The organism is Erwinia sp. PPS120 (assembly GCF_047918655.1).
GTDB lineage: Bacteria > Pseudomonadota > Gammaproteobacteria > Enterobacterales > Enterobacteriaceae > Erwinia > Erwinia tasmaniensis_A.
The window spans coordinates 83,113-101,453 of record NZ_JBLREF010000034.1 but is presented as its reverse complement, the minus strand read 5'-3'; the positions used below and the strand labels follow the sequence as shown (position 1 = coordinate 101,453).

The window sequence follows — 18,341 nt, the reverse complement described above, 5'->3', positions numbered from 1 at the left end:
AGAGACAGGTTAACGCTATCTTGATAACTAACGCGCGTTTGTTGTCGGCGGGAAGCCCAAACGCGATGTAAATAATAATAGAGGGGATGATAGAGTGAATAAGTCACAGTTGATCGACAAAATCGCTGCTGGTGCTGATATTTCTAAAGCTGCAGCAGGACGTGTATTAGATGCATTTATGGAATCTGTATCAGAATCTCTGAAGTCTGGCGATGAAGTGGCGCTGGTTGGTTTTGGTACCTTCTCCGTGCGCGATCGCGCAGAGCGCACCGGCCGTAATCCGCAGACCGGTAAAGAGATTACTATTCCAGCGGGTAAAGTACCCGGCTTCCGTGCCGGTAAAGCGCTGAAAGACGCCGTTAACTAACTGCGGTATGCACCACCAGGGCATTTTCTTTGGTGGAGTGAGGATTGTCATAGCGTTCTCATGTACCATACTGGGCACATCACCATTCTGATGTGCCTTTTTTATGTCTCAATGGCCAACGCGTAGCGCGTTAGTCAACAAGGCGTGAAGGAGCAGGGCTTAATCACGCAGTGGCGCGGAACGTCCCCGGGAATGTGGGTCGTAGCGCTAAGGGTTTACATTCACACTACAGCGGAGTGTTGTCACACCATGATGGACAATTTACGTGCGGCATCGAACCATGTCGTGCTCAAAATTATACTGGGTTTGATCATCCTTTCTTTCGTCCTGACCGGGGTGGGCAACTACCTGATCGGCGGTAACGGTGATTTTGCTGCAAAGGTCAACGGCGACGAGATCAGCCGGGCGCAGCTTGAAAGGGCATTTTCCAGCGAGCGTTCACGTCAGCAGCAAATGCTGGGCGAACAGTTCTCAACGCTGGCCAGCAATCCAGGCTATATGCAGCAGATTCGACAGCAGGCGCTTTCCCAGCTGATTGATGAAAAGCTGCTGGATCAGTATGCGAAAACGTTGAAGCTGGCTATCAGCGACGATCAAATTAAGCAGGCTATTTTTTCTCAGCCCGCTTTCCAGACTGACGGTAAATTTGATAATGCCAAATATCTCGGTCTTATCAATAATATGGGCTTCTCTGCCGATCAGTATGCAGAAGCACTGCGCAAACAGCTGACCACACAGCAGCTGATTACCTCCGTGACCGGCACAGACTTTATGTTGAATGGCGAAACGGATGCGCTGGCTGCGCTGGTGGCTCAACAGCGCCAGGTTCGCGAGGCGACAATCAACGTGAGTGCGCTTGTAGCGAAACAGACCGTCACTGACGAAGACATTAAAAACTATTACGAACAAAACAAAAATAGCTTTATGTCGCCGGAGCGGTATCGCGTGAGCTACATCAAGCTGGATGCGGCCTCGCTGCACGAAAACGTCAGCGAGAACGAAATTAAGAGCTGGTACGATCAGCATCAGTCTGACTACACCCAGCCTGAGCGCACCCGCTACAGCATTATCCAGACCAAAACCGACGCGGAAGCGCAGGCGCTGCTGGCAGAGCTTAAAAAAGGCGGTGATTTTGCCGAACTGGCAAAAGCGAAATCCAGCGATCCTATTTCGGCCCGTCACGGCGGGGATATGGGCTGGCTTGAGCCGGACACCACGCCAGATGAGCTGAAAAGCGCGGGTCTGAAAGAGAAAGGCCAGCTTTCTGGCGTCATTAAATCCTCCGTCGGTTTCATTATCGCTCGTCTGGACGATATCCAGCCGCAGCAAATTAAGCCATTCTCTGCCGTTCACGACGATATCGCAGCGAAGGTGAAGCAGGAAAAAGCCATCGATGCTTACTACAAGTTACAGCAGAAAGTAAGCGATGCCGCCAGCAACGATAACGAATCCCTGGCGGGTGCCGAAGAGGTTGCGGGCGTCAAAGCTGTCGAAACCGGGTGGTTCAGCCATGATAACGTGCCCGCTGAGCTTAACTTCAAACCCGTTCAGCAGGCCATTTTTAATGGCGGTCTGGTAGGGGACAACGGTGCGCCGGGAAGCAATTCTGACATCATCACCGTTGATGGCGATCGTGCTTTTGTCCTGCGCGTCAGTGAGCATAAGGCTGAAGCGGTAAAACCTTTGAGTGAAGTGACCGCACAGATTACCGATACGCTGAAAACCGGGAAGGCGCAGCAGGAAGCGAAGGCGCTGGCTGACAAACTGCTGGCCGCGCTTAAAGCAGGTCAGGGTGAGCAGGAGATGAAAGCAGCTAACCTGAGCTTCGGTCAACCGCAAACGTTGAGCCGTAATGGTCAGGATGCTATCACGCAGGCGGTCTTTGCCATGACGCCACCCGCGAAGGATAAACCTTCATGGGGCGTTAGCGAAGATGGTCAGGGCAATGTCGTCCTTATTGCGCTCGACAGCGTGAAAACGGGCACCATGCCGGATGTGCAGAAGCAGGCCATGGTTCAGGGCGTCACGCAGAACAATGCGCAAATCGCGTTTGAGGCACTGCTGAGTAACCTGCGCAAAGAAGGTAAAATTAAGTACGGTGCAGCGGCACAGGCTCAGTAAGCCTCGCAGTTTTTCTGCAATGTACTGAAACAGAAAAGGCCGCGTTCGCGGTCTTTTCCATTTCTGCTATCCGTCATTTGTTCCGGTCGCGCCTCTGGCTTAGGGTAGACGTGTTGTCAAATACACGGAGGAATACAGCATGAAACACCTTTCACTGTCTGCACTATTTTTTGCTTTAGCCTTTAGCCCGCTGGCTCTTTCTGTGGCACAGGCAGAAACCGCGACCAGCACAAGCGCTGAGCCGGGCCTGGCGATGGAATCAGGCCGACCGGCCACGGACGGGCAAATCAGTATTAATCAGGCTACTGCGGAAGAGTTTGCCGCGGCGCTTAACGGAGTTGGGCTGAAAAAGGCAGAGGCCATTGTCAGCTATCGCGATCGCTACGGGGCCTTTACGCAAATCGAACAGCTTAGGGAGGTTCCCGGTATGGGTAACGCCCTGGTGGAGCGGAATCTGTCGCGGCTTAAATTGTGATCGGCTTCGCGGGATCCACCGCTTTAACGTCAGGTGTTCTGACTGCCTGCTAATCTTGAAGAGGTCATACCAGTGGGTATGGCCCTCTTAATGGCTGAGTGATTATGCACACAACAATAAAAGTACGCGGTTACCACCTCGATATTTATCAACACGTCAACAACGCTCGCTATCTGGAATTTCTGGAGGAAGCGCGCTGGCAATGGCTGGAGACTCTGGAATCGTTTCACTGGCTTAACGATAACCATCTGGCTTTTGTGGTAGTGAACATCAACATAAACTATCGCCGGTCTGCCGTTATGGGGGACGTGCTAAGAATAGAGAGTCAGCTTGTTCAGCTGGGTGGAAAGAGTGGAGTCATCGGTCAGACGGTGACGCTGGCACCTAACGGCGAGGTCGTTGCCGACGCCATGCTGACCTTCGTATGCATCGATCTGCGCACGCAAAAGGCGCAGCCGATGGAGGGAGATTTAAAGCGCAGGCTGGAAGCGATGCTTGCCGCCCGGAGCGACACGGAATAGAGGCTCTCATCCCGGGCCGACCAGGAACAGATGCTCTCAGCGCAGGCCAGTTTTACGCTTCATCTCCTGCATAACGGCGTCTTTTTGCTCAAGGTATTCCTGCAAACCACGGGCCCTGAGGTTGCAGGCAGCGCACTCCGTGCAACCTGTGCCTTTAATACCGTTATAACAGGTCAGGGTTTCGCTGCGTATCAAAGGCAAGCGCTGCCAGTAGTCGGCGAGCGCCCAGGTTTCAGCCTTGTTGAGCCACATCAGCGGCGTTTCAAAGCGAACGTTGCGAGCCATGCCGAGTGTGACAGCGTGATTGAGGGCCTTAACAAATTCATCCCGACAGTCGGGGTAGCCAGAAAAGTCCGTTTCACACACCCCGGTGATCACGGCTTCCGCTTCTACCTGATAAGCATAAATTGCTGCCAGAGTTAAAAAAAGGATGTTGCGGCCCGGAACGAAGGTGCTGGGGAGACCGGTGGCCTCCGGGTTCCAGGCGGGAACGGGTATGCTGTCACGCGTCAGGCTGCTGATTGCCAGCTCGTTAAGCAGCGTAACGTCCAGTACCTTATGTGCCCGTGCGCCGAGTGATTGAGAGAGCGCTGCCGCCACCTCAATTTCTTCCCGGTGGCGCTGACCGTAATCAAAGGTGACACAGTGCACTTCGTCATACTGTTTTAATGCCTGTACCAGACAGGTGGTTGAATCCTGACCACCACTAAAGACCACAACTGCACGTTTCATCTTTTTTACCTTTTTCATCTATTGCGGTCTATGGTAATCCCTGCTGGGGCAGAAGGGTAGCCTCAGCGGCAGGTCATCTGGCGAAGCGGCGCAGGCCGGACAAAAAGAGCTACGTCTTTTGCCCGTTTTTAACGGATTCAGCGTCGCGCGCCGTTTCTTCCGCTGCGGGCGAACGTTTAAAAAGCGTCAGCAGTATCCCACTCAGAAAAGGCAGCATTAGCCACAGCGACTGCGGAGAAATGGGGTTGCCCTTTATTGCGGCTTCCAGCGCGATGGCAATCAGTGGGAACACAAGGAAGACCAGTGATGCCTGGAAGGCTCTTGCCAGCTTTTGCAGCAAAAAATAGCACAGGATTCCGGCTACGCCCGCCACTACGCCAAGGTAGACGATGGCCATTAATGCACCCGGTGTAAAGTCCGCCACGCTGGGTTTTTCAACCAGCCATCCCGTGGCGGTAAGCAGCATTCCGGCCATCAGGCAGGGCAGGGCGTTATAGGTAATAACGGATACCTGATGGCAGCGCTTTTTACACTGCACGTACATAATCGCATGCAGACAGACCGCAGCGATCAGTGCCAGCACGCCTGTAAACAGGCTACCGTCATGCTGGTGTGATTCCAGCCATATTATAGCGGCCAGCGCGATCAGACTGATCGTTAACCCACAGACCTGTTGCAGTGAGGTTCTCTCTTTGAGAAAGATAATGGAAGCGGCCAGTACCGCCGCAGGCATGGTTGAAAAAATGATGGCGGCAAGGCTGGAAGAGGTATAGCGCTCCCCAAAGATCATCAGGGTAAAGGGGATCGCAAAGTAGAAAATCGTGACGGCAGCCTGAAACAGCCGACTGCCGCGAGGAAACAGTAGCGGTGCCTTCATGAACCTGCACAGCAACAGTAAAAAAGGGGCTGCGGAAAGAAAACGTAACCCGGTAGCGAAAAGCGGGGGCACTGATCCGACGGCGATCTTCATAGCCATCCACGTTGTCCCCCACGTTAATGAAACGATCATAAACAGCAGGACGATAATTAATTTCCTGTAAGTGCGCGTTTGCATAGACAACTCCTCAGTAACCGTTGGCACAGGTTAGCGGAATTTTCTGAGCAATTTTTGCTATACTGATGGCGTCAATTTGGGGATATGGAGAAAAAATGCCTGATTCAGCGCTGGATAAGAAGGATTTTATACTCCTTTCACTGCTCCAGCAGGATTGTACCCTCTCTCTGCAGGCGCTGGCGGATGCCGTACATCTGACCACGACACCCTGCTGGAAGCGCTTGAAACGTCTGGAAGATGAAGGCTATATTCGCGGGCGGGTGGCGCTGCTTGATGCGGATAAACTGGCGCTGTCATTAACGGCCTTTATGCTGATTAAAACGCAGCAGCATAGCAGCAGCTGGTATCAGCAATTTGTTGAGGTCGTGAAGGCGATGCCGGAAGTGATGGGCTGCTACCGTATGGCGGGTGAATATGACTATCTGCTGCGGGTCCAGGTCGCCGATATGAAAACCTATGACGCGTTTTATAAACGTTTGGTGAACGGTGTTCCAGGTTTACTTGATGTGACTTCGAGCTTTGCCATGGAAGAGATAAAATACACCACGGCACTGCCACTGAGCTGATGGTTGCGTAGTGATGTTAAGGCTCCCCCCCTATCCAGGACGGTTTTTGTGCGATTGTTTAAGCAACTAAGCTGGTATTTTATTCGTGAATGGCGGCGCTATTTGGGCGCGGTGTTCCTGCTAATCATCATTGCTCTGCTGCAACTGTTGCCGCCTAAAATTGTTGGCATCATTGTTGATGGTGCCACAGCGCAGCGGATGCATGCTTCTGGCGTTGTCATGTGGGTTGGCGTGATGCTGCTGACCGCCGTCGTGGTGTATCTTCTCCGCTATGTCTGGCGCGTACTGCTGTTTGGCGCGTCCTATCAGCTTGCGGTTGAGCTGCGGCAGGATTTTTACCGCCAGCTCAGCCGTCAACCACCAGAATTCTATCTGCGACACCGCACCGGCGATCTGATTGCCCGTGCCACTAACGACGTTGACCGGGTGGTTTTCGCGGCGGGCGAAGGCGTGCTGACGCTGGTTGATTCGCTGGTAATGGGCATGGCGGTGCTGATTGTCATGAGTACCCAGATTAGCTGGCAGCTTACGCTGCTGGCGCTGCTGCCCATGCCAGTGATGGCGGTAGTGATTAAGCGTTATGGGGACCAGCTGCATCAGCGGTTCAAGGCGGCGCAGGCGGCATTCTCTTCCCTTAACGATCAGACGCAGCAGAGCCTGACCAGTATTCGTATGATTAAGGCGTTCGGACTGGAAGATAATCAGTCCGGGCAGTTTGCCGCGGCCGCCCGCGATACCGGGCAAAAAAATCTGCGCGTCGCCCGTGTGGATGCCCGCTTTGATCCCACCATCTATATTGCCATTGGCATGTCGAATCTGTTGACGTTCGTCGGGGGCAGCTGGCTTGTCTGGCACGGACAGCTGACGCTGGGGCAGCTGACCAGCTTTGTGATGTATCTTGGCCTGATGATTTGGCCAATGCTCGCCCTGGCGTGGATGTTCAATATCGTCGAGCGTGGAAGCGCAGCGTGGAGCCGAATACGCTCCCTGCTGGCGGAGATGCCGGGCGTTGAGGATGGTACGAAAGTTCCCCCGACGGATCGTGGTCAGTTGCAGATCTCCGTGCGGGAGTTTAGCTACCCCGGCGCAAATCGTCCCTCTCTTAAACATATTAACGTCAGCCTGAGACCGGGCCAGATGCTGGGGCTGTGTGGCCCCACCGGCGCCGGAAAAAGCACGTTACTCAGTATTATTCAGCGACATTTCGATATTGCGCAGGGGGATATTCGCTTTCATGGCATTCCACTGACGCAGCTACGCCTGGATAGCTGGCGCAGCAGACTGGCCGTAGTCAGCCAGACGCCGTTTCTCTTCTCTGATTCGGTCGCCAACAATATCGCGCTCGGCAGGCCCGGCGCCAGTCAGCACGACATTGAGCAGGCGGCGAAGCTGGCCTGGGTTCATGATGATATTCTTCGCCTGCCCCAGGGCTATTCCACGGAGGTCGGTGAGCGTGGCGTTATGCTTTCCGGTGGTCAGAAGCAGCGTATATCAATTGCCCGTGCGCTGCTGCTGAATGCTGAAATCCTGATTCTGGACGATGCGCTTAGCGCAGTGGATGGCCGCACCGAACATCAGATATTGCAAAACCTGCGGCGCTGGGGTGAGGGGAGAACCATTATCATTGCCGCCCATCGCCTGTCTGCACTCAGCGAGGCAAATGAAATACTGGTCATGCAGAAGGGGACGGTTGCCCAGCGTGGACAGCATGAGTCGCTGGCAGCGATGCCGGGATGGTATCAGGAGATGTACCGCTATCAGCAGCTTGAAGCGGCGCTTGACGAAGACGAAATCGGGAAGGAAACAGGCAATGAATAATCTTGCACAGCTCTGGCCGACTCTGAAGCGTCTTTTGGCTTATGGTTCACCGTGGCGAAAATCACTGGGGCTGGCGGTGCTTCTGTTATGGATAGCCGCAGGGGCCGAAGTTATTGGACCCATACTGGTGAGCTATTTTATTGATAATCTGCTGGCAAAGCGCAACATGCCACTGGGGATTGTCACCGGCCTGGCGGTCAGCTTCCTGTTATTACAGGCACTCGCTGCCGCGCTGCATTACTGGCAGGCGCTGCTATTCAATCAGGCGGCGGTAGGCGTTGTGCAGCAGCTGCGTACTGACGTAATGGATGCCGCCCTGCGTCAGCCGTTAACTGCTTTTGATACGCAGCCTGTTGGGCAGATTATTTCCCGGGTCACAAACGATACCGAAGTGGTGAGGGATCTCTATGTCACGGTGGTTGCCACCGTCCTGCGCAGCGCGGCATTAATCGGAGCTATGCTGGTGGCGATGTTCAGTCTGGACTGGCGAATGGCGCTGGTGGCCGTCATCATCTTTCCAGCGGTGCTGACGGTGATGCTTGTCTATCAACGCTACAGTACGCCAATTGTACGGCGGGTGCGAAGCTACCTGGCCGATATCAATAACGGCTTCAACGAAGTGATCGGCGGCATGAGCGTTATCCAGCAGTTCCGTCAACAGGCCCGCTTTGGTGAGAGGATGGGGGAAGCCAGCCGATCGCACTACCTTGCCCGTATGGAAACGCTGAGGCTGGACGGTTTTCTGCTGCGTCCGCTGCTAAGCCTCTTTTCCGCGATAATTCTTTGCGGCCTGATGATGCTGTTTGGCTTTTCATCGGTAGGTTCCGTTCAGGTCGGTGTGCTTTATGCCTTTATCAATTATCTCGGACGGCTTAACGAACCGCTGATAGAGCTGACGACCCAGCAGTCGATGCTGCAACAGGCCATTGTGGCTGGCGAACGCATTTTTGAACTGATGGATGCGCCCCGCCAGCATTATGGCGCAGATGCAAGACCGCTGATAGCGGGCAGTATTGAGATTACCGATCTGACATTTGCTTACAATAGCCATCGGCCCGTGCTTAGCGACATCAATATCACGGTTCCTTCCCGGCGTTTTATTGCCCTGGTGGGGCATACCGGCAGCGGCAAAAGCACGCTGGTTAACCTGATGATGGGGTATTACCCGCTGAAGCAGGGAGAGATTCGCCTTGATGGGCGACCGCTGGATTCCTTAAGCCACAGTGCACTGCGGCTGGGCGTGGCAATGGTTCAACAGGACCCGGTAGTGCTGGCTGATACTTTTTTTGCCAACGTTACGCTGGGGCGTGAGATTAGCGAAGAGCAGGTCTGGCAGGCGCTGGAAACGGTACAGCTTGCTGAACTCGCCCATAGCCTTTCAGATGGCATTTATACCCGCCTTGGCGAGCAGGGTAATAATTTATCGGTTGGACAGAAACAGCTGCTGGCCATGGCGCGCGTTCTGGTGGCCTCTCCGCAGATTCTCATCCTCGATGAAGCCACGGCTAATATCGACTCAGGCACGGAGCAGGCGGTTCAGAAAGCGCTGGAGATCGTGCGACAGCAAACCACGCTGGTGGTCATTGCCCATCGGTTATCCACCATCACCGAGGCGGACGAAATCCTGGTGTTACACCGTGGTCGCATTGTGGAACAGGGTACTCACCGACAGCTCCAGGAGAAGAAAGGGCGCTACTGGCAAATGTACCAGCTACAGCAGGTAGGGCAGGACCTTGATGCCGGTAATGTCCTGACCAGTTGAATAATAGTGCTGAGTGGTAAGTGCTAAGTGGCAAGTGGTAAGTGGTAAGTGGTAAGTGCTAAATTCTGACAGCGAAGCACTTCACCGCTTCGCTGCACTCTTTTCTGGCGTCGGATTCCGCAAATCCTCCCCGGCTGCACTCACCTGAAGCGTCACGCACCTTAACGGTGCGTTTTTTTTGCCCGCTACAGGCAGGTATAAAAATCCCGTTATTCCGATAAGCAGACAATCTCCATCTCAACCTGATTCAGCGTCTGAAAACACCACTTTCAGATTTATGGCACAGGCTTTGCTTTAATTAGCCGGTGTCGGGCGAATCAGCCATTTTCAATACCTGGAGGGGATCGTATGAAGCTGGTTACCGTGGTAATCAAACCGTTTAAACTGGAAGATGTGCGAGAAGCACTCTCCTCTATTGGTATTCAGGGGCTTACCGTAACCGAAGTAAAAGGGTTTGGTCGCCAGAAGGGTCATGCAGAACTCTATCGCGGTGCTGAATACAGCGTAAATTTCCTGCCAAAAGTAAAAATCGATATTGCGATTGCAGACGATCAGCTTGACGAAGTGGTTGATGTCATTGGTAAAGCCGCCTACACCGGCAAAATTGGTGACGGCAAAATTTTTGTTGCTGAGCTGGAGCGTGTGATTCGAATCCGTACCGGTGAAACAGACGAAGCGGCACTGTAACCCCGGGGCTAAGAATTGTGATGGGATGGGATAAAATGAATAAAAAAATTGCTACATTGGGCCTCGCAGGCCTGGCAATGTTACCGTCGCTGGCGATGGCAGCAGCGCCACCGGTCGCAGATAAAGCTGACAACGCCTTTATGATGATTTGCACCGCGCTGGTGCTTTTTATGACCTTACCCGGCATTGCGCTGTTTTACGGTGGTTTGATCCGCGCCAAAAATGTGCTCTCCATGCTGACACAGGTTTCTGTCACCTTCGCCATGGTCTGCGTACTGTGGATGATTTATGGCTACTCGCTCGCGTTTAGTGACGGTAACGCTTTTTTCGGCGGCTTCAGCATGGCGATGCTGAAAAATATTCAGCTGACGTCGCTGGTGGGTACTTTCTATCAGTATATCCACGTCTCTTTCCAGGCCTCGTTCGCCTGTATTACCGTAGGACTCATAGTCGGTTCAATTGCAGAACGTATCCGCTTCTCGGCCGTACTGATTTTTGTCGCTATCTGGCTGACCTTATCTTATTTACCTATCGCCCATATGGTCTGGTCCGGTGGTCTGCTGGCGCAGGATGGCGCACTGGACTTTGCGGGAGGTACCGTAGTGCATATTAACGCCGCAGTGGCGGGGCTGGTCGGTGCATACCTGGTGGGCAAACGCGCGGGTTTTGGGAAAGAGGCGTTCAAACCGCATAATCTGCCCATGGTTTTCACCGGTACGGCAATCCTTTATGTGGGCTGGTTCGGCTTTAATGCGGGCTCGGCCAGCGCGGCAAACGAGATTGCAGGTCTGGCATTCCTGAACACCGTGATGGCGACAGCGGGTGCGATGCTTAGCTGGACGTTCGGTGAGTGGGCTCTTCGCGGCAAACCTTCTTTACTGGGTGTCTGTTCCGGTGCCATTGGTGGTCTGGTCGCGATTACGCCTGCCTGTGGTTACGTCGGCGTCGGCGGTGCTCTGATTATTGGTATCGCGGGCGGTCTGGCAGGTCTTTGGGGCGTAACGATCCTGAAGAAATGGCTGCGCGTCGATGATCCCTGTGATGTGTTCGGCGTCCATGGCGTTTGCGGGATTCTGGGCTGTATCCTGACCGGCGTATTTGCCTCCTCCTCACTGGGTGGGGTGGGTTACGCCCAGGGCGTGACCATGGGGCATCAGATTGGCGTACAGCTATTCAGCGTTGGCGTGACCATCGTCTGGACCGGCGTAGTCGCCTTTATCGCCTTCAAAGTTGCGGATATGACGGTTGGGCTGCGCGTACCTGAAGATCAGGAGCGTGAGGGGCTGGACGTTAACAGCCATGGTGAAAACGCCTACAACCAGTAAGCGTAAAGCGCGAGAAAACAACGGCTAATGGCTCCCAAAAGTGGGAGCCATTTTTTTTTGGTAATAAATCAGACTCACTCCTGGCGAAGTCGCATGACCCCTTCCTGAACGGTCGAGGCTACCAGCGAGCCGTCAAGGTTATAAAACTCTCCGCGAACAAAGCCCCGAGCTCCGGATGCCGAGGTACTTTCAACGCTGTACAACAGCCACTGATTTAAATCGAACGGGCGGTGAAACCACATGGAATGGTCGATGGTGGCAACCTGCATGCCCGGCTCAAGAAAACCTTTCCCATGGGGCTGAAGAGCAACCGGCAAAAAGTTGAAGTCGGACGCGTACCCTAACAGATACTGATGGATGCGCTTCTCTTCCGGTACGCTGCCGTTGGCTTTTATCCAGACGTAGCGCTGGGGGGCCTCTACATGACCCTTAAGAGGGTTATGAAAGCTGACCGGACGGAATTCAAAGGGTTTTTCCGCCAGAAACTTCGCTCTCACCTTTTCGGGAATATAAGGTGCGAGCTGGACTGCAATTTCACTCTCACTGACTAAATTTTCCGGGCCCGGAACATCAGGCATAGTCTTCTGGTGCTCAAATCCGGTTTCAGGCGCCTGGAAAGAGGCGGTCATAAAAAATATAGGCTGGCCGTTTTGCACGGCGCTGACGCGGCGGGCGCTAAAACTCTGCCCATCACGCAGCGTTTCGACCTCATAGACGATGGCTTTCTGGCTGTCGCCCGGTCTGAGAAAATAGCTGTGGAAGGAGTGGATAACGCGTTCGACGGGAACCGTCTGCTTGGCGGCACAGAGAGCCTGACCCACAACCTGTCCGCCAAATACCTGACGAAGCCCCAAATCTTCGCTCTGTCCCCGAAACAGTCCTTCTTCGAGCTTTTCGAGATTAAGCAGATTTAATAAATTTTGTAATGCCTGGCTCATTGTGGCCTCTTTGTGGTGTTTTTTTCGTTTTTCATCCGGCGTCATCAGCGCAGCACGCAGGTTAACAATCAACATAAAAAGCGGTTAAACGGCGGTAACAGGAAAAAATCAGTAACTTGTGCCAGAATAAACTCAACGGGTTAGTGTTCCACTATTCCCCGTGACTCACCGAGATCACGCTATTAACATTGATCATAAGGAGAATAAGTCAATGAAAGTTTTACCAATATTAACGGGCGCCGCACTGGCTGTCGCATTATCCGGATGCGCTCAAAAAGGTCACGATGTACCTACTGCGACGCTGGCATCACAGGTAGCAGGTCAGCAGGCTACGCTTCGCCAGCCCAACGTCAGCGGCAGCATCTACATCCGCCAACGCATTGCATTGCCGCCGGATGCCGTTTTAACGGTAACGCTCTCGGATGCGACAGTAGCGGATGCTCCTTCAAAGGTTATTTCTCAGCGCGTCGTTCGCACGGATGGAAAACAGGCTCCGTTCAAATTCATCCTGCCTTTCAACCCGTCTGATATTAAGCCTGACGCACGTATCCTGTTAAGCGCCGCCATTACCGTTGATGGCAAAATGGTGTTTATTACTGATAGCGTCAAGCAGGCGGTTAACACCGGTGGTCACAAACAGGATCTGGTCCTGGTTCCGGTTCCGTCGATGGCTCTGCCAACACAGAGCGGTGCCGCAACAACGTTGCCGTCGACCTCACCAACCCAGGTCAGCCCTTCTGCTTCCGTTCCCGCGCCTACCTCGCTGTAACGCTTTCCCGCCTCTTCCGGGGCGGGTTATTCTGTCCAGCGATAACGCCGCAGCGAAACTTTCCCTTCCTGACTAACTTCTATTCCGTCTCGTAGCAGTGCTTCACGCTGGCGGGCAAGATCATCACCGGTAAGTGAAATCGCGCCCGTGCTATTAATAACGCGAAACCAGGGCAGGGTGCTGCCTTCCGGCAGGCGTTTAAGTACGCCGCCCACCTGACGCGCAGCGCGCGGAGAACCGGCCATGCGGGCGATATCACCATAGGTTGCGACTTTACCCGTCGGGATTGCAGCAACAATCTGCCAAATGCGTTGTTGGAATGAATCGTGGTCATGCATATTTTTGCCCTCTCAGCGGGACTGTAATAAAAACTGGGCAAAAAATGAAGGGATCGAACAAGAAAACAACGGTCACCGCGGGATAGGTTGCAATTGGGGAGGGGTTCATTGATAATGCCCTCGCTCCATAACATGGAGCTTGTCAATGGGGGCCCGGTTGGTTCTCCCGCAATGCTAACTTGTGAACTCGGTCAGATCCGGAAGGAAGCAGCCGCAGCAGGTGACGCGTGTGCCGGGATGTAGCTGGCAGGGCCCCCACCCAATTCCCCCTCCAGCCTTACTTAAACTGCTTACTTATAATCGTATAATTTTGATTTAACGAACGAATTTCCATACTGCGACCGGGACTTTATCGTAGAGTTTATTCATTGTCAGTTCGGCAAGGCGATGATCGGCAGCGGAATAAAATACGGCCAGCTCATTTTCGGATAATTCGTATTTATTCTTTTCTATTACACGCTCCAGGGTGTCGATTGACCGACAGCGCCTGAGGCGCATCAAATAATCAGTTTTGGTCAGAAGTTTGTCTGTCATTGTTAAACCATCGAAAAAAGAAAGGGTTGCTAAAATGAATGGCTTGCCTGTGAGATGACCTGAGCACATTCCTCTATGAAAATATTAAACAAGCGCTTTGATGTTTTTTGCCAGCGCTGTAAATCCTGGACGTTGATGCCATAATTACTAAAGAGCATGAACGTATCATCCAGGTATTCATCTATCTGACTAATGAGTTCATCATCTTCAATATGTTTAATTTTGTAATTCATGGTAAATCCGGCAATATGCTCGATCAGATCGTTAAGCTGCAAATTGATTGCCGAAGTAGGATCATTAATCCATCCATGATGGCTATCACCTAATGTAGCCATGCTTTCATCATACAAGTTTTCACACAAGAATTTAAGCTGAGCGATATCATGCCTTTTTGGTGAGTATTCGTCCATCTTTTTCCCCTCCATAGCTAGTGAAAGATGCCGCATGTACGGGCTTTTCAACGATTGGTGTGCCAGGAAGTGATAAGGGTTATCTCGTTATTAACCCTCGTTGAAATATAACGTGGATAATAGGTATCTTTAATGCCAGCCGTGTAAATCACAATTCATCTGCGGCAGTTGCTGGCTCAGTATCAATAAAATCAAAAATGAGTGCATCGCCTGTGTGTTGAAAATTGACCGTTTCGCTTAGGGTTTCCTCAGCATCAATATCGAGGCAGGCGTTGAACAGGGTCCAACGGAAACTATAGGCCATTTTATAACGTGATTCACCTAAATATTCTATAGAAATAATTTTGATACTCTCGGGAACATATTGGGCATTTTGTGAATACCAAATCAGTGATCCTGTAAGTTCATCCGCTATTTTGGGAATAATCCGCTGAATAATCTCAGCCAGAGCCGCCGTGTTACCCACAGTTTTATCTAAATTACATGAGATGGATTTGCGCACTTTTCCCCCATGAGTTAATTAATGCTTATAGAGATAATTAGTCGTAAGAGGCGATTAATCAAGCCCCTAAACAGTGCTGTTAAGTATCTTGATGATTTGGTTATTATTTATCTTAGTAGATAAAACCATTTACTGCGATAGATAAAAGTCGGAAGTTGAGTTTTTTTTATATAAGCGCCTAAGGCGTTGTCCTGTTTTGGAAATAATTAGATACACTTTGCTGCTATCTTCTAAAATAAAAACTCCGGTACATTGTTATGTTATAACATATCAATAGGCATGATAATGAGCAAACACTTTACCGCGCCACAACACGCGTCGTTGTTTTGCCGCCCGGCCTGGCAGCGCCTTCTATTTGCCGCGGGGCCGGGATTAGCGCTGCTGCTGCTTACCTGGTGGGCGTTGGCCTGATGATTACTTTCAATCAGCTCACCGTAGGCTATCAGGGCAGGGCCGTCACTCCGGCACTGGACGGCACTTTGTTGACAGGCTCAATGACCGCACTGGTAGGGGCTAACGGATCCGGAAAATCAACCTTGTTGAAAACCCTGGCCGGTTTATTGCGCCCTGTCAGTGGGGCTCTCATTCTGCCTCGATCATCCGTTAATATCGCCTGGCTCCCGCAGCAGTCTGAAATTGACCGTACCTTTCCCCTAAGCCTGTTCGATATGGTGGCGATGGGGTGCTGGAAAAAAAGCGGCTGGTTTGGCGGCATTGATAAGGCCATGCGGCGAAGCGTTATGTCGGCGCTGGATAAGGTCGACATGCTCGACTTTGCTTCTGCCCGGCCAGGAACGCTCTCGGGTGGGCAGCTGCAACGCGTGCTTTTTGCGCGTTTATTAGTGCAGGAGGCCAGCCTTCTGCTGCTGGACGAACCCTTTGCCGGTGTGGATAGCCAGACCACCCAACTGCTACTCACCCTGCTCAAAGAGCGCCATGATGTGGGTTGTACGCTGGTTGTCGTTCTCCACGATATGGCAACGGTCGAGAACTATTTCCCGCAGCGTTTACGCCTGCAGGCGCATCGTGCCGAGTGGTCCGTTTCCGATAGCGTGCTGTCCCGGCAGCATTCACTGCGTTCTTTGGGGGCGTAATGATCCTGTCCGTAATGCATCCCTTTATTGAATTTGGTTTTATGCGTCGTGCGCTGGTGGCCTGCATCGCGCTCTCGCTCAGTGCGACGCCGCTGGGTATATTTCTTCTGTTACGCCGGATGAGCCTGGTTGGCGACGCTCTTTCCCACGCTGTGTTACCCGGTGCAGCAGCGGGCTATCTGATTTCCGGGTTGTCTCTGGTCGCAATGGGAACCGGCGGGGTCATTGCCGGTTTATCCGTTGCGCTGCTGTCAGGGGCGGTAAGCCGCTGCACGCCGCTGCGCGAAGATGCCAGCTTTGCCGGATTTTACCTTGGTTCGCTGGCGCTGGGCGTCACCCTCGTTTCGCTGCGCGGATCCAGCGTGGATCTGCTGCATGTCCTCTTTGGCTCCCTGCTGGCCGTAGATAATCCCTCCATTATATTGGTGAGCGGTATCGCCGCCGGGTCATTGCTGATACTCGCAGTAATTTACCGCCCGCTGGTCATTGACGCCTTTGATCCCACTTTTTTGCGTGCTCAGAACCGCTGGACCGCTCCGCTGGTACACGGCATTTTTCTGATACTGGTCGTTATCAATCTGGTCGCGGGATTTCAGGTGCTGGGCACGCTGATGTGCGTGGGGCTAATGATGCTGCCTGCCGCCGCCGCCCGTTTCTGGAGCATAAGGCTACCGGGCACCCTTGCTGCTGCGATGGTTTTGGCCGTTGTGGCAAGTTTTAGCGGCCTGATGGGGTCATTTTACCTCTCTCTGCCAGCCGGGCCGGCGGTTGTGCTCAGCGCTGCCGTGTTGTTTTTTATCTCAATTCTTTTCGGACCCTGCGGCGGCCTCTTCCGTTCGCGCGGTCGTTTTTCTGGTGGTAAGGAGAAAGCATGAAAGAGTTACCCGTCGCGCTGGCGCTGGCATCATTACTGGCCGCGCCCGTGGCTATGGCGAAAACCGTCAACACGGTGGCCAGTTTTTCGGTACTGGCTGATATCGTTAAGCAGGTTGGAGGCTCTCACGTCAACGTTAAAAGTCTGGTGGGACCAGATGGTGATCCGCATAGTTTTGAACCCACGCCCCAGGACAGCCTGGCGCTGGCGAAAGCCGATGTTGTGTTCGTCAGCGGCCTGGGCCTGGAAGGGTGGATGGAGCGCCTTATTAAGGCATCAGGCTATAAAGGCGAGGTGATAGTCAGCTCTGCGGGGATCGCAACGCGTTCAATGGAGGAGGACGGGAAAGCGATAACCGATCCCCATGCATGGAACAGCATGATGAATGGTATGATTTATGCCACTAACGTCATGAATGCGCTGATTAAGGCCGACCCTGATGATGCAGATTATTTCCGTCAGCAGGGCTCGGCCTATATTGCGCAGCTTAAGAAGCTGGATCGCTGGGCGCAATCCAGTTTTGCGGCCATTCCGCTGGAAAAACGCAAGGTCCTTACCAGTCACGATGCCTTTGGTTATTTCGGCCAGCGCTATGGTGTGATCTTTATGTCATCTGTCGGTTTCTCCACCGAGTCCGAAGCCAGCGCATCTGATGTCGCCGCACTCATTACCCAGCTTAAAAGCGAGCATATCCATACGTATTTTATCGAAAACCAAACGGATCCTCGCCTGGTGAAGCAGATCGCTGCCTCCTCGAATGCCCAGCCTGGCGGGGAACTCTACCCGGAAGCGCTAACCCGCAAAGAGGGAGCTGCAGCAAGCTATACCGCGGCATTTACGCATAATGTTAAGGCTATGGTCGCCAGCATGAAATAACGAAGAGAAGGGCGCTGAGCGGAGCAAGCGTCAGCGTAAAAAAAAAGGGCCATCAATTAATGGCCCTTTTTTGAAGCAAAATTTAGCGTTTCTTTTTTCTTCCCTGTACTGCTTTAAAGCGAGGATTACTTTTACAGATCACGTAAATCCGTCCCTTACGACGTACCACGCGGCAATCCTTGTGGCGTTTTTTAGCTGAAGCCAGTGAACTCAGAACCTGCATGATGCAACCTTACCTGGTTTTAGAGAAGAAACGGCCAAAACGCTCATTAAACCGATGCGCGCTGCCCTCTTTGGCAAAATCTTTCTGCTTGCCGGTATAGTGCGGATGAGAAGCTGAAGAGGTGTCCAGCGGGACAAAAGGCCAGGTTTTGCCATCAAGCTCAACGGTACGGTCAGTTTTAATTGTTGAGCCGACCATAAACCAGGCATCGGCGCTGGTGTCATGGAACGCGACAGTACGATAGGCCGGATGAATGTTCGATTTCATAGTGCGCACCTTAAGTGTTATGTTATAACATAGCATTAATTATGCCCGCGCTTTATCGTAATTGCAAGAGCAGCCGGAAGAGCAAACG

At 52.7% G+C, this 18,341-nt stretch carries 22 protein-coding genes and 1 other RNA gene; 14 read left to right on the top strand and 9 right to left on the bottom strand.

All coding sequences use genetic code 11. The features are described 5' to 3' along the window. Positions 1 to 94 precede the first annotated feature (94 nt). From hupB to ACLRGG_RS16330, 4 genes are all read left to right on the top strand, one after another. Positions 95 to 367, top strand: coding sequence for a nucleoid-associated protein HU-beta (hupB, locus tag ACLRGG_RS16345; protein ID WP_067705265.1), 273 nt, complete (start codon positions 95 to 97; stop codon positions 365 to 367). A gap of 249 nt (positions 368 to 616) precedes the next feature. After that, entirely contained in the window at positions 617 to 2,488 is a 1,872-nt protein-coding gene (ppiD, locus tag ACLRGG_RS16340) for a peptidylprolyl isomerase (protein WP_416250766.1), read from the top strand. Positions 2,489 to 2,627: 139 nt separating this feature from the next. Continuing rightward, positions 2,628 to 2,963 carry a helix-hairpin-helix domain-containing protein gene (locus ACLRGG_RS16335; protein WP_416250765.1) on the top strand — a complete coding sequence of 112 codons (336 nt, stop codon included), beginning with the start codon at positions 2,628 to 2,630 and terminating at the stop codon, positions 2,961 to 2,963. A gap of 104 nt (positions 2,964 to 3,067) precedes the next feature. Further along, a complete protein-coding gene (locus ACLRGG_RS16330) occupies positions 3,068 to 3,484 on the top strand; it encodes an acyl-CoA thioesterase (RefSeq protein WP_416250764.1) in 417 nt (138 codons plus the stop codon). A 36-nt stretch (positions 3,485 to 3,520) separates the two neighbouring features. On the opposite strand, the gene queC is transcribed toward ACLRGG_RS16330, so the two are convergent. Both queC and ACLRGG_RS16320 read right to left on the bottom strand, forming a co-directional pair. Then, entirely contained in the window at positions 3,521 to 4,216 is a 696-nt protein-coding gene (gene queC, locus ACLRGG_RS16325; protein WP_416250763.1) for a 7-cyano-7-deazaguanine synthase QueC, read from the bottom strand. A gap of 109 nt (positions 4,217 to 4,325) precedes the next feature. Beyond that, positions 4,326 to 5,270 (bottom strand): DMT family transporter, encoded by a 945-nt coding sequence (locus ACLRGG_RS16320; RefSeq protein WP_416250762.1) that lies wholly within the window; start codon positions 5,268 to 5,270, stop codon positions 4,326 to 4,328. Between the two features lie 95 nt (positions 5,271 to 5,365). Here ACLRGG_RS16320 and ACLRGG_RS16315 point away from each other — a divergent pair, with 95 nt between their 5' ends. The 5 genes from ACLRGG_RS16315 (at position 5,366) to amtB (ending at position 11,428) form a co-directional block, all read left to right on the top strand. Next, on the top strand, positions 5,366 to 5,836 hold the full coding sequence (locus tag ACLRGG_RS16315; protein WP_416250761.1) for an Lrp/AsnC family transcriptional regulator: 471 nt from the start codon (positions 5,366 to 5,368) through the stop codon (positions 5,834 to 5,836). Between the two features lie 48 nt (positions 5,837 to 5,884). Then, positions 5,885 to 7,654: a SmdA family multidrug ABC transporter permease/ATP-binding protein gene (locus ACLRGG_RS16310; RefSeq protein WP_416250760.1), complete on the top strand. Its 1,770-nt coding sequence runs from the start codon at positions 5,885 to 5,887 to the stop codon at positions 7,652 to 7,654. Continuing rightward, the gene (locus ACLRGG_RS16305; protein ID WP_416250759.1) at positions 7,647 to 9,416 is read left to right on the top strand and encodes a SmdB family multidrug efflux ABC transporter permease/ATP-binding protein; all 1,770 of its coding nucleotides are present in this window, start codon (positions 7,647 to 7,649) and stop codon (positions 9,414 to 9,416) included. Before ACLRGG_RS16310 ends, ACLRGG_RS16305 begins: the two co-directional genes overlap by 8 nt. A 348-nt stretch (positions 9,417 to 9,764) precedes the next feature. Next, entirely contained in the window at positions 9,765 to 10,103 is a 339-nt protein-coding gene (gene glnK, locus ACLRGG_RS16300) for a P-II family nitrogen regulator (protein WP_067705278.1), read from the top strand. 35 nt (positions 10,104 to 10,138) lie between these two features. Continuing rightward, positions 10,139 to 11,428, top strand: coding sequence for an ammonium transporter AmtB (amtB, locus tag ACLRGG_RS16295; RefSeq protein ID WP_416250758.1), 1,290 nt, complete (start codon positions 10,139 to 10,141; stop codon positions 11,426 to 11,428). A gap of 74 nt (positions 11,429 to 11,502) precedes the next feature. Here the strand turns inward: amtB and tesB are convergent, their stop codons facing one another. Next, entirely contained in the window at positions 11,503 to 12,366 is an 864-nt protein-coding gene (tesB, locus tag ACLRGG_RS16290) for an acyl-CoA thioesterase II (protein ID WP_416250757.1), read from the bottom strand. Between the two features lie 211 nt (positions 12,367 to 12,577). On the opposite strand from tesB, the gene ACLRGG_RS16285 reads away from it, so the two are divergent. Next, positions 12,578 to 13,135, top strand: coding sequence for a YbaY family lipoprotein (locus tag ACLRGG_RS16285; RefSeq protein ID WP_416250756.1), 558 nt, complete (start codon positions 12,578 to 12,580; stop codon positions 13,133 to 13,135). A 26-nt stretch (positions 13,136 to 13,161) separates the two neighbouring features. Here ACLRGG_RS16285 and ACLRGG_RS16280 read toward each other — a convergent pair whose 3' ends face one another. Beyond that, positions 13,162 to 13,473: an MGMT family protein gene (locus ACLRGG_RS16280; RefSeq protein ID WP_416250755.1), complete on the bottom strand. Its 312-nt coding sequence runs from the start codon at positions 13,471 to 13,473 to the stop codon at positions 13,162 to 13,164. Between the two features lie 155 nt (positions 13,474 to 13,628). Here ACLRGG_RS16280 and ffs point away from each other — a divergent pair. Next, an RNA gene (ffs, locus tag ACLRGG_RS16275) (signal recognition particle sRNA small type) lies at positions 13,629 to 13,725 on the top strand. Between the two features lie 63 nt (positions 13,726 to 13,788). Here the strand turns inward: ffs and hha are convergent. From hha to ACLRGG_RS16260, 3 genes are all read right to left on the bottom strand, one after another. Beyond that, positions 13,789 to 14,007 (bottom strand): hemolysin expression-modulating protein Hha, encoded by a 219-nt coding sequence (hha, locus tag ACLRGG_RS16270; RefSeq protein WP_067705285.1) that lies wholly within the window; start codon positions 14,005 to 14,007, stop codon positions 13,789 to 13,791. Positions 14,008 to 14,036: 29 nt separating this feature from the next. After that, positions 14,037 to 14,417 (bottom strand): Hha toxicity modulator TomB, encoded by a 381-nt coding sequence (gene tomB, locus ACLRGG_RS16265; RefSeq protein WP_416250754.1) that lies wholly within the window; start codon positions 14,415 to 14,417, stop codon positions 14,037 to 14,039. Positions 14,418 to 14,565: 148 nt separating this feature from the next. Next, positions 14,566 to 14,919, bottom strand: a complete 354-nt coding sequence (locus ACLRGG_RS16260) for a hypothetical protein (RefSeq protein ID WP_416250753.1) — start codon at positions 14,917 to 14,919, stop codon at positions 14,566 to 14,568. Between the two features lie 410 nt (positions 14,920 to 15,329). Here ACLRGG_RS16260 and ACLRGG_RS16255 point away from each other — a divergent pair, with 410 nt between their 5' ends. From ACLRGG_RS16255 to ACLRGG_RS16245, 3 genes are read left to right on the top strand one after another with little or no spacing between them, the layout of a single operon-like run. Continuing rightward, a complete protein-coding gene (locus ACLRGG_RS16255; RefSeq protein ID WP_416250752.1) occupies positions 15,330 to 16,013 on the top strand; it encodes a metal ABC transporter ATP-binding protein in 684 nt (227 codons plus the stop codon). Then, the gene (locus ACLRGG_RS16250; RefSeq protein WP_416250751.1) at positions 16,013 to 16,888 is read left to right on the top strand and encodes a metal ABC transporter permease; all 876 of its coding nucleotides are present in this window, start codon (positions 16,013 to 16,015) and stop codon (positions 16,886 to 16,888) included. Before ACLRGG_RS16255 ends, ACLRGG_RS16250 begins: the two co-directional genes overlap by 1 nt. Continuing rightward, entirely contained in the window at positions 16,885 to 17,763 is an 879-nt protein-coding gene (locus ACLRGG_RS16245) for a metal ABC transporter substrate-binding protein (RefSeq protein ID WP_416250750.1), read from the top strand. The genes ACLRGG_RS16250 and ACLRGG_RS16245 overlap by 4 nt, the downstream gene beginning before the upstream one ends. Positions 17,764 to 17,845: 82 nt before the next feature. On the opposite strand, the gene ykgO is transcribed toward ACLRGG_RS16245, so the two are convergent. Further along, entirely contained in the window at positions 17,846 to 17,986 is a 141-nt protein-coding gene (ykgO, locus tag ACLRGG_RS16240) for a type B 50S ribosomal protein L36 (RefSeq protein ID WP_073980990.1), read from the bottom strand. A gap of 9 nt (positions 17,987 to 17,995) precedes the next feature. Beyond that, the gene (locus ACLRGG_RS16235) at positions 17,996 to 18,253 is read right to left on the bottom strand and encodes a type B 50S ribosomal protein L31 (protein WP_416250749.1); all 258 of its coding nucleotides are present in this window, start codon (positions 18,251 to 18,253) and stop codon (positions 17,996 to 17,998) included. Positions 18,254 to 18,341 lie beyond the last annotated feature (88 nt).

Excerpts from the sequence above, each read along its gene's own strand:
- ppiD (WP_416250766.1), top strand. The coding sequence starts at position 617 with ATGATGGACAATTTACGTGCGGCATCGAACCATGTCGTGCTCAAAATT.
- ACLRGG_RS16335 (WP_416250765.1), top strand. The coding sequence starts at position 2,628 with ATGAAACACCTTTCACTGTCTGCACTATTTTTTGCTTTAGCCTTTAGC.
- ACLRGG_RS16330 (WP_416250764.1), top strand. The coding sequence starts at position 3,068 with ATGCACACAACAATAAAAGTACGCGGTTACCACCTCGATATTTATCAA.
- queC (WP_416250763.1), bottom strand. The coding sequence starts at position 4,216 with ATGAAACGTGCAGTTGTGGTCTTTAGTGGTGGTCAGGATTCAACCACC.
- ACLRGG_RS16320 (WP_416250762.1), bottom strand. The coding sequence starts at position 5,270 with ATGCAAACGCGCACTTACAGGAAATTAATTATCGTCCTGCTGTTTATG.
- ACLRGG_RS16315 (WP_416250761.1), top strand. The coding sequence starts at position 5,366 with ATGCCTGATTCAGCGCTGGATAAGAAGGATTTTATACTCCTTTCACTG.
- ACLRGG_RS16305 (WP_416250759.1), top strand. The coding sequence starts at position 7,647 with ATGAATAATCTTGCACAGCTCTGGCCGACTCTGAAGCGTCTTTTGGCT.
- glnK (WP_067705278.1), top strand. The coding sequence starts at position 9,765 with ATGAAGCTGGTTACCGTGGTAATCAAACCGTTTAAACTGGAAGATGTG.
- amtB (WP_416250758.1), top strand. The coding sequence starts at position 10,139 with ATGAATAAAAAAATTGCTACATTGGGCCTCGCAGGCCTGGCAATGTTA.
- tesB (WP_416250757.1), bottom strand. The coding sequence starts at position 12,366 with ATGAGCCAGGCATTACAAAATTTATTAAATCTGCTTAATCTCGAAAAG.
- ACLRGG_RS16285 (WP_416250756.1), top strand. The coding sequence starts at position 12,578 with ATGAAAGTTTTACCAATATTAACGGGCGCCGCACTGGCTGTCGCATTA.
- ACLRGG_RS16280 (WP_416250755.1), bottom strand. The coding sequence starts at position 13,473 with ATGCATGACCACGATTCATTCCAACAACGCATTTGGCAGATTGTTGCT.
- hha (WP_067705285.1), bottom strand. The coding sequence starts at position 14,007 with ATGACAGACAAACTTCTGACCAAAACTGATTATTTGATGCGCCTCAGG.
- tomB (WP_416250754.1), bottom strand. The coding sequence starts at position 14,417 with ATGGACGAATACTCACCAAAAAGGCATGATATCGCTCAGCTTAAATTC.
- ACLRGG_RS16255 (WP_416250752.1), top strand. The coding sequence starts at position 15,330 with ATGATTACTTTCAATCAGCTCACCGTAGGCTATCAGGGCAGGGCCGTC.
- ACLRGG_RS16250 (WP_416250751.1), top strand. The coding sequence starts at position 16,013 with ATGATCCTGTCCGTAATGCATCCCTTTATTGAATTTGGTTTTATGCGT.
- ACLRGG_RS16245 (WP_416250750.1), top strand. The coding sequence starts at position 16,885 with ATGAAAGAGTTACCCGTCGCGCTGGCGCTGGCATCATTACTGGCCGCG.
- ykgO (WP_073980990.1), bottom strand. The coding sequence starts at position 17,986 with ATGCAGGTTCTGAGTTCACTGGCTTCAGCTAAAAAACGCCACAAGGAT.
- ACLRGG_RS16235 (WP_416250749.1), bottom strand. The coding sequence starts at position 18,253 with ATGAAATCGAACATTCATCCGGCCTATCGTACTGTCGCGTTCCATGAC.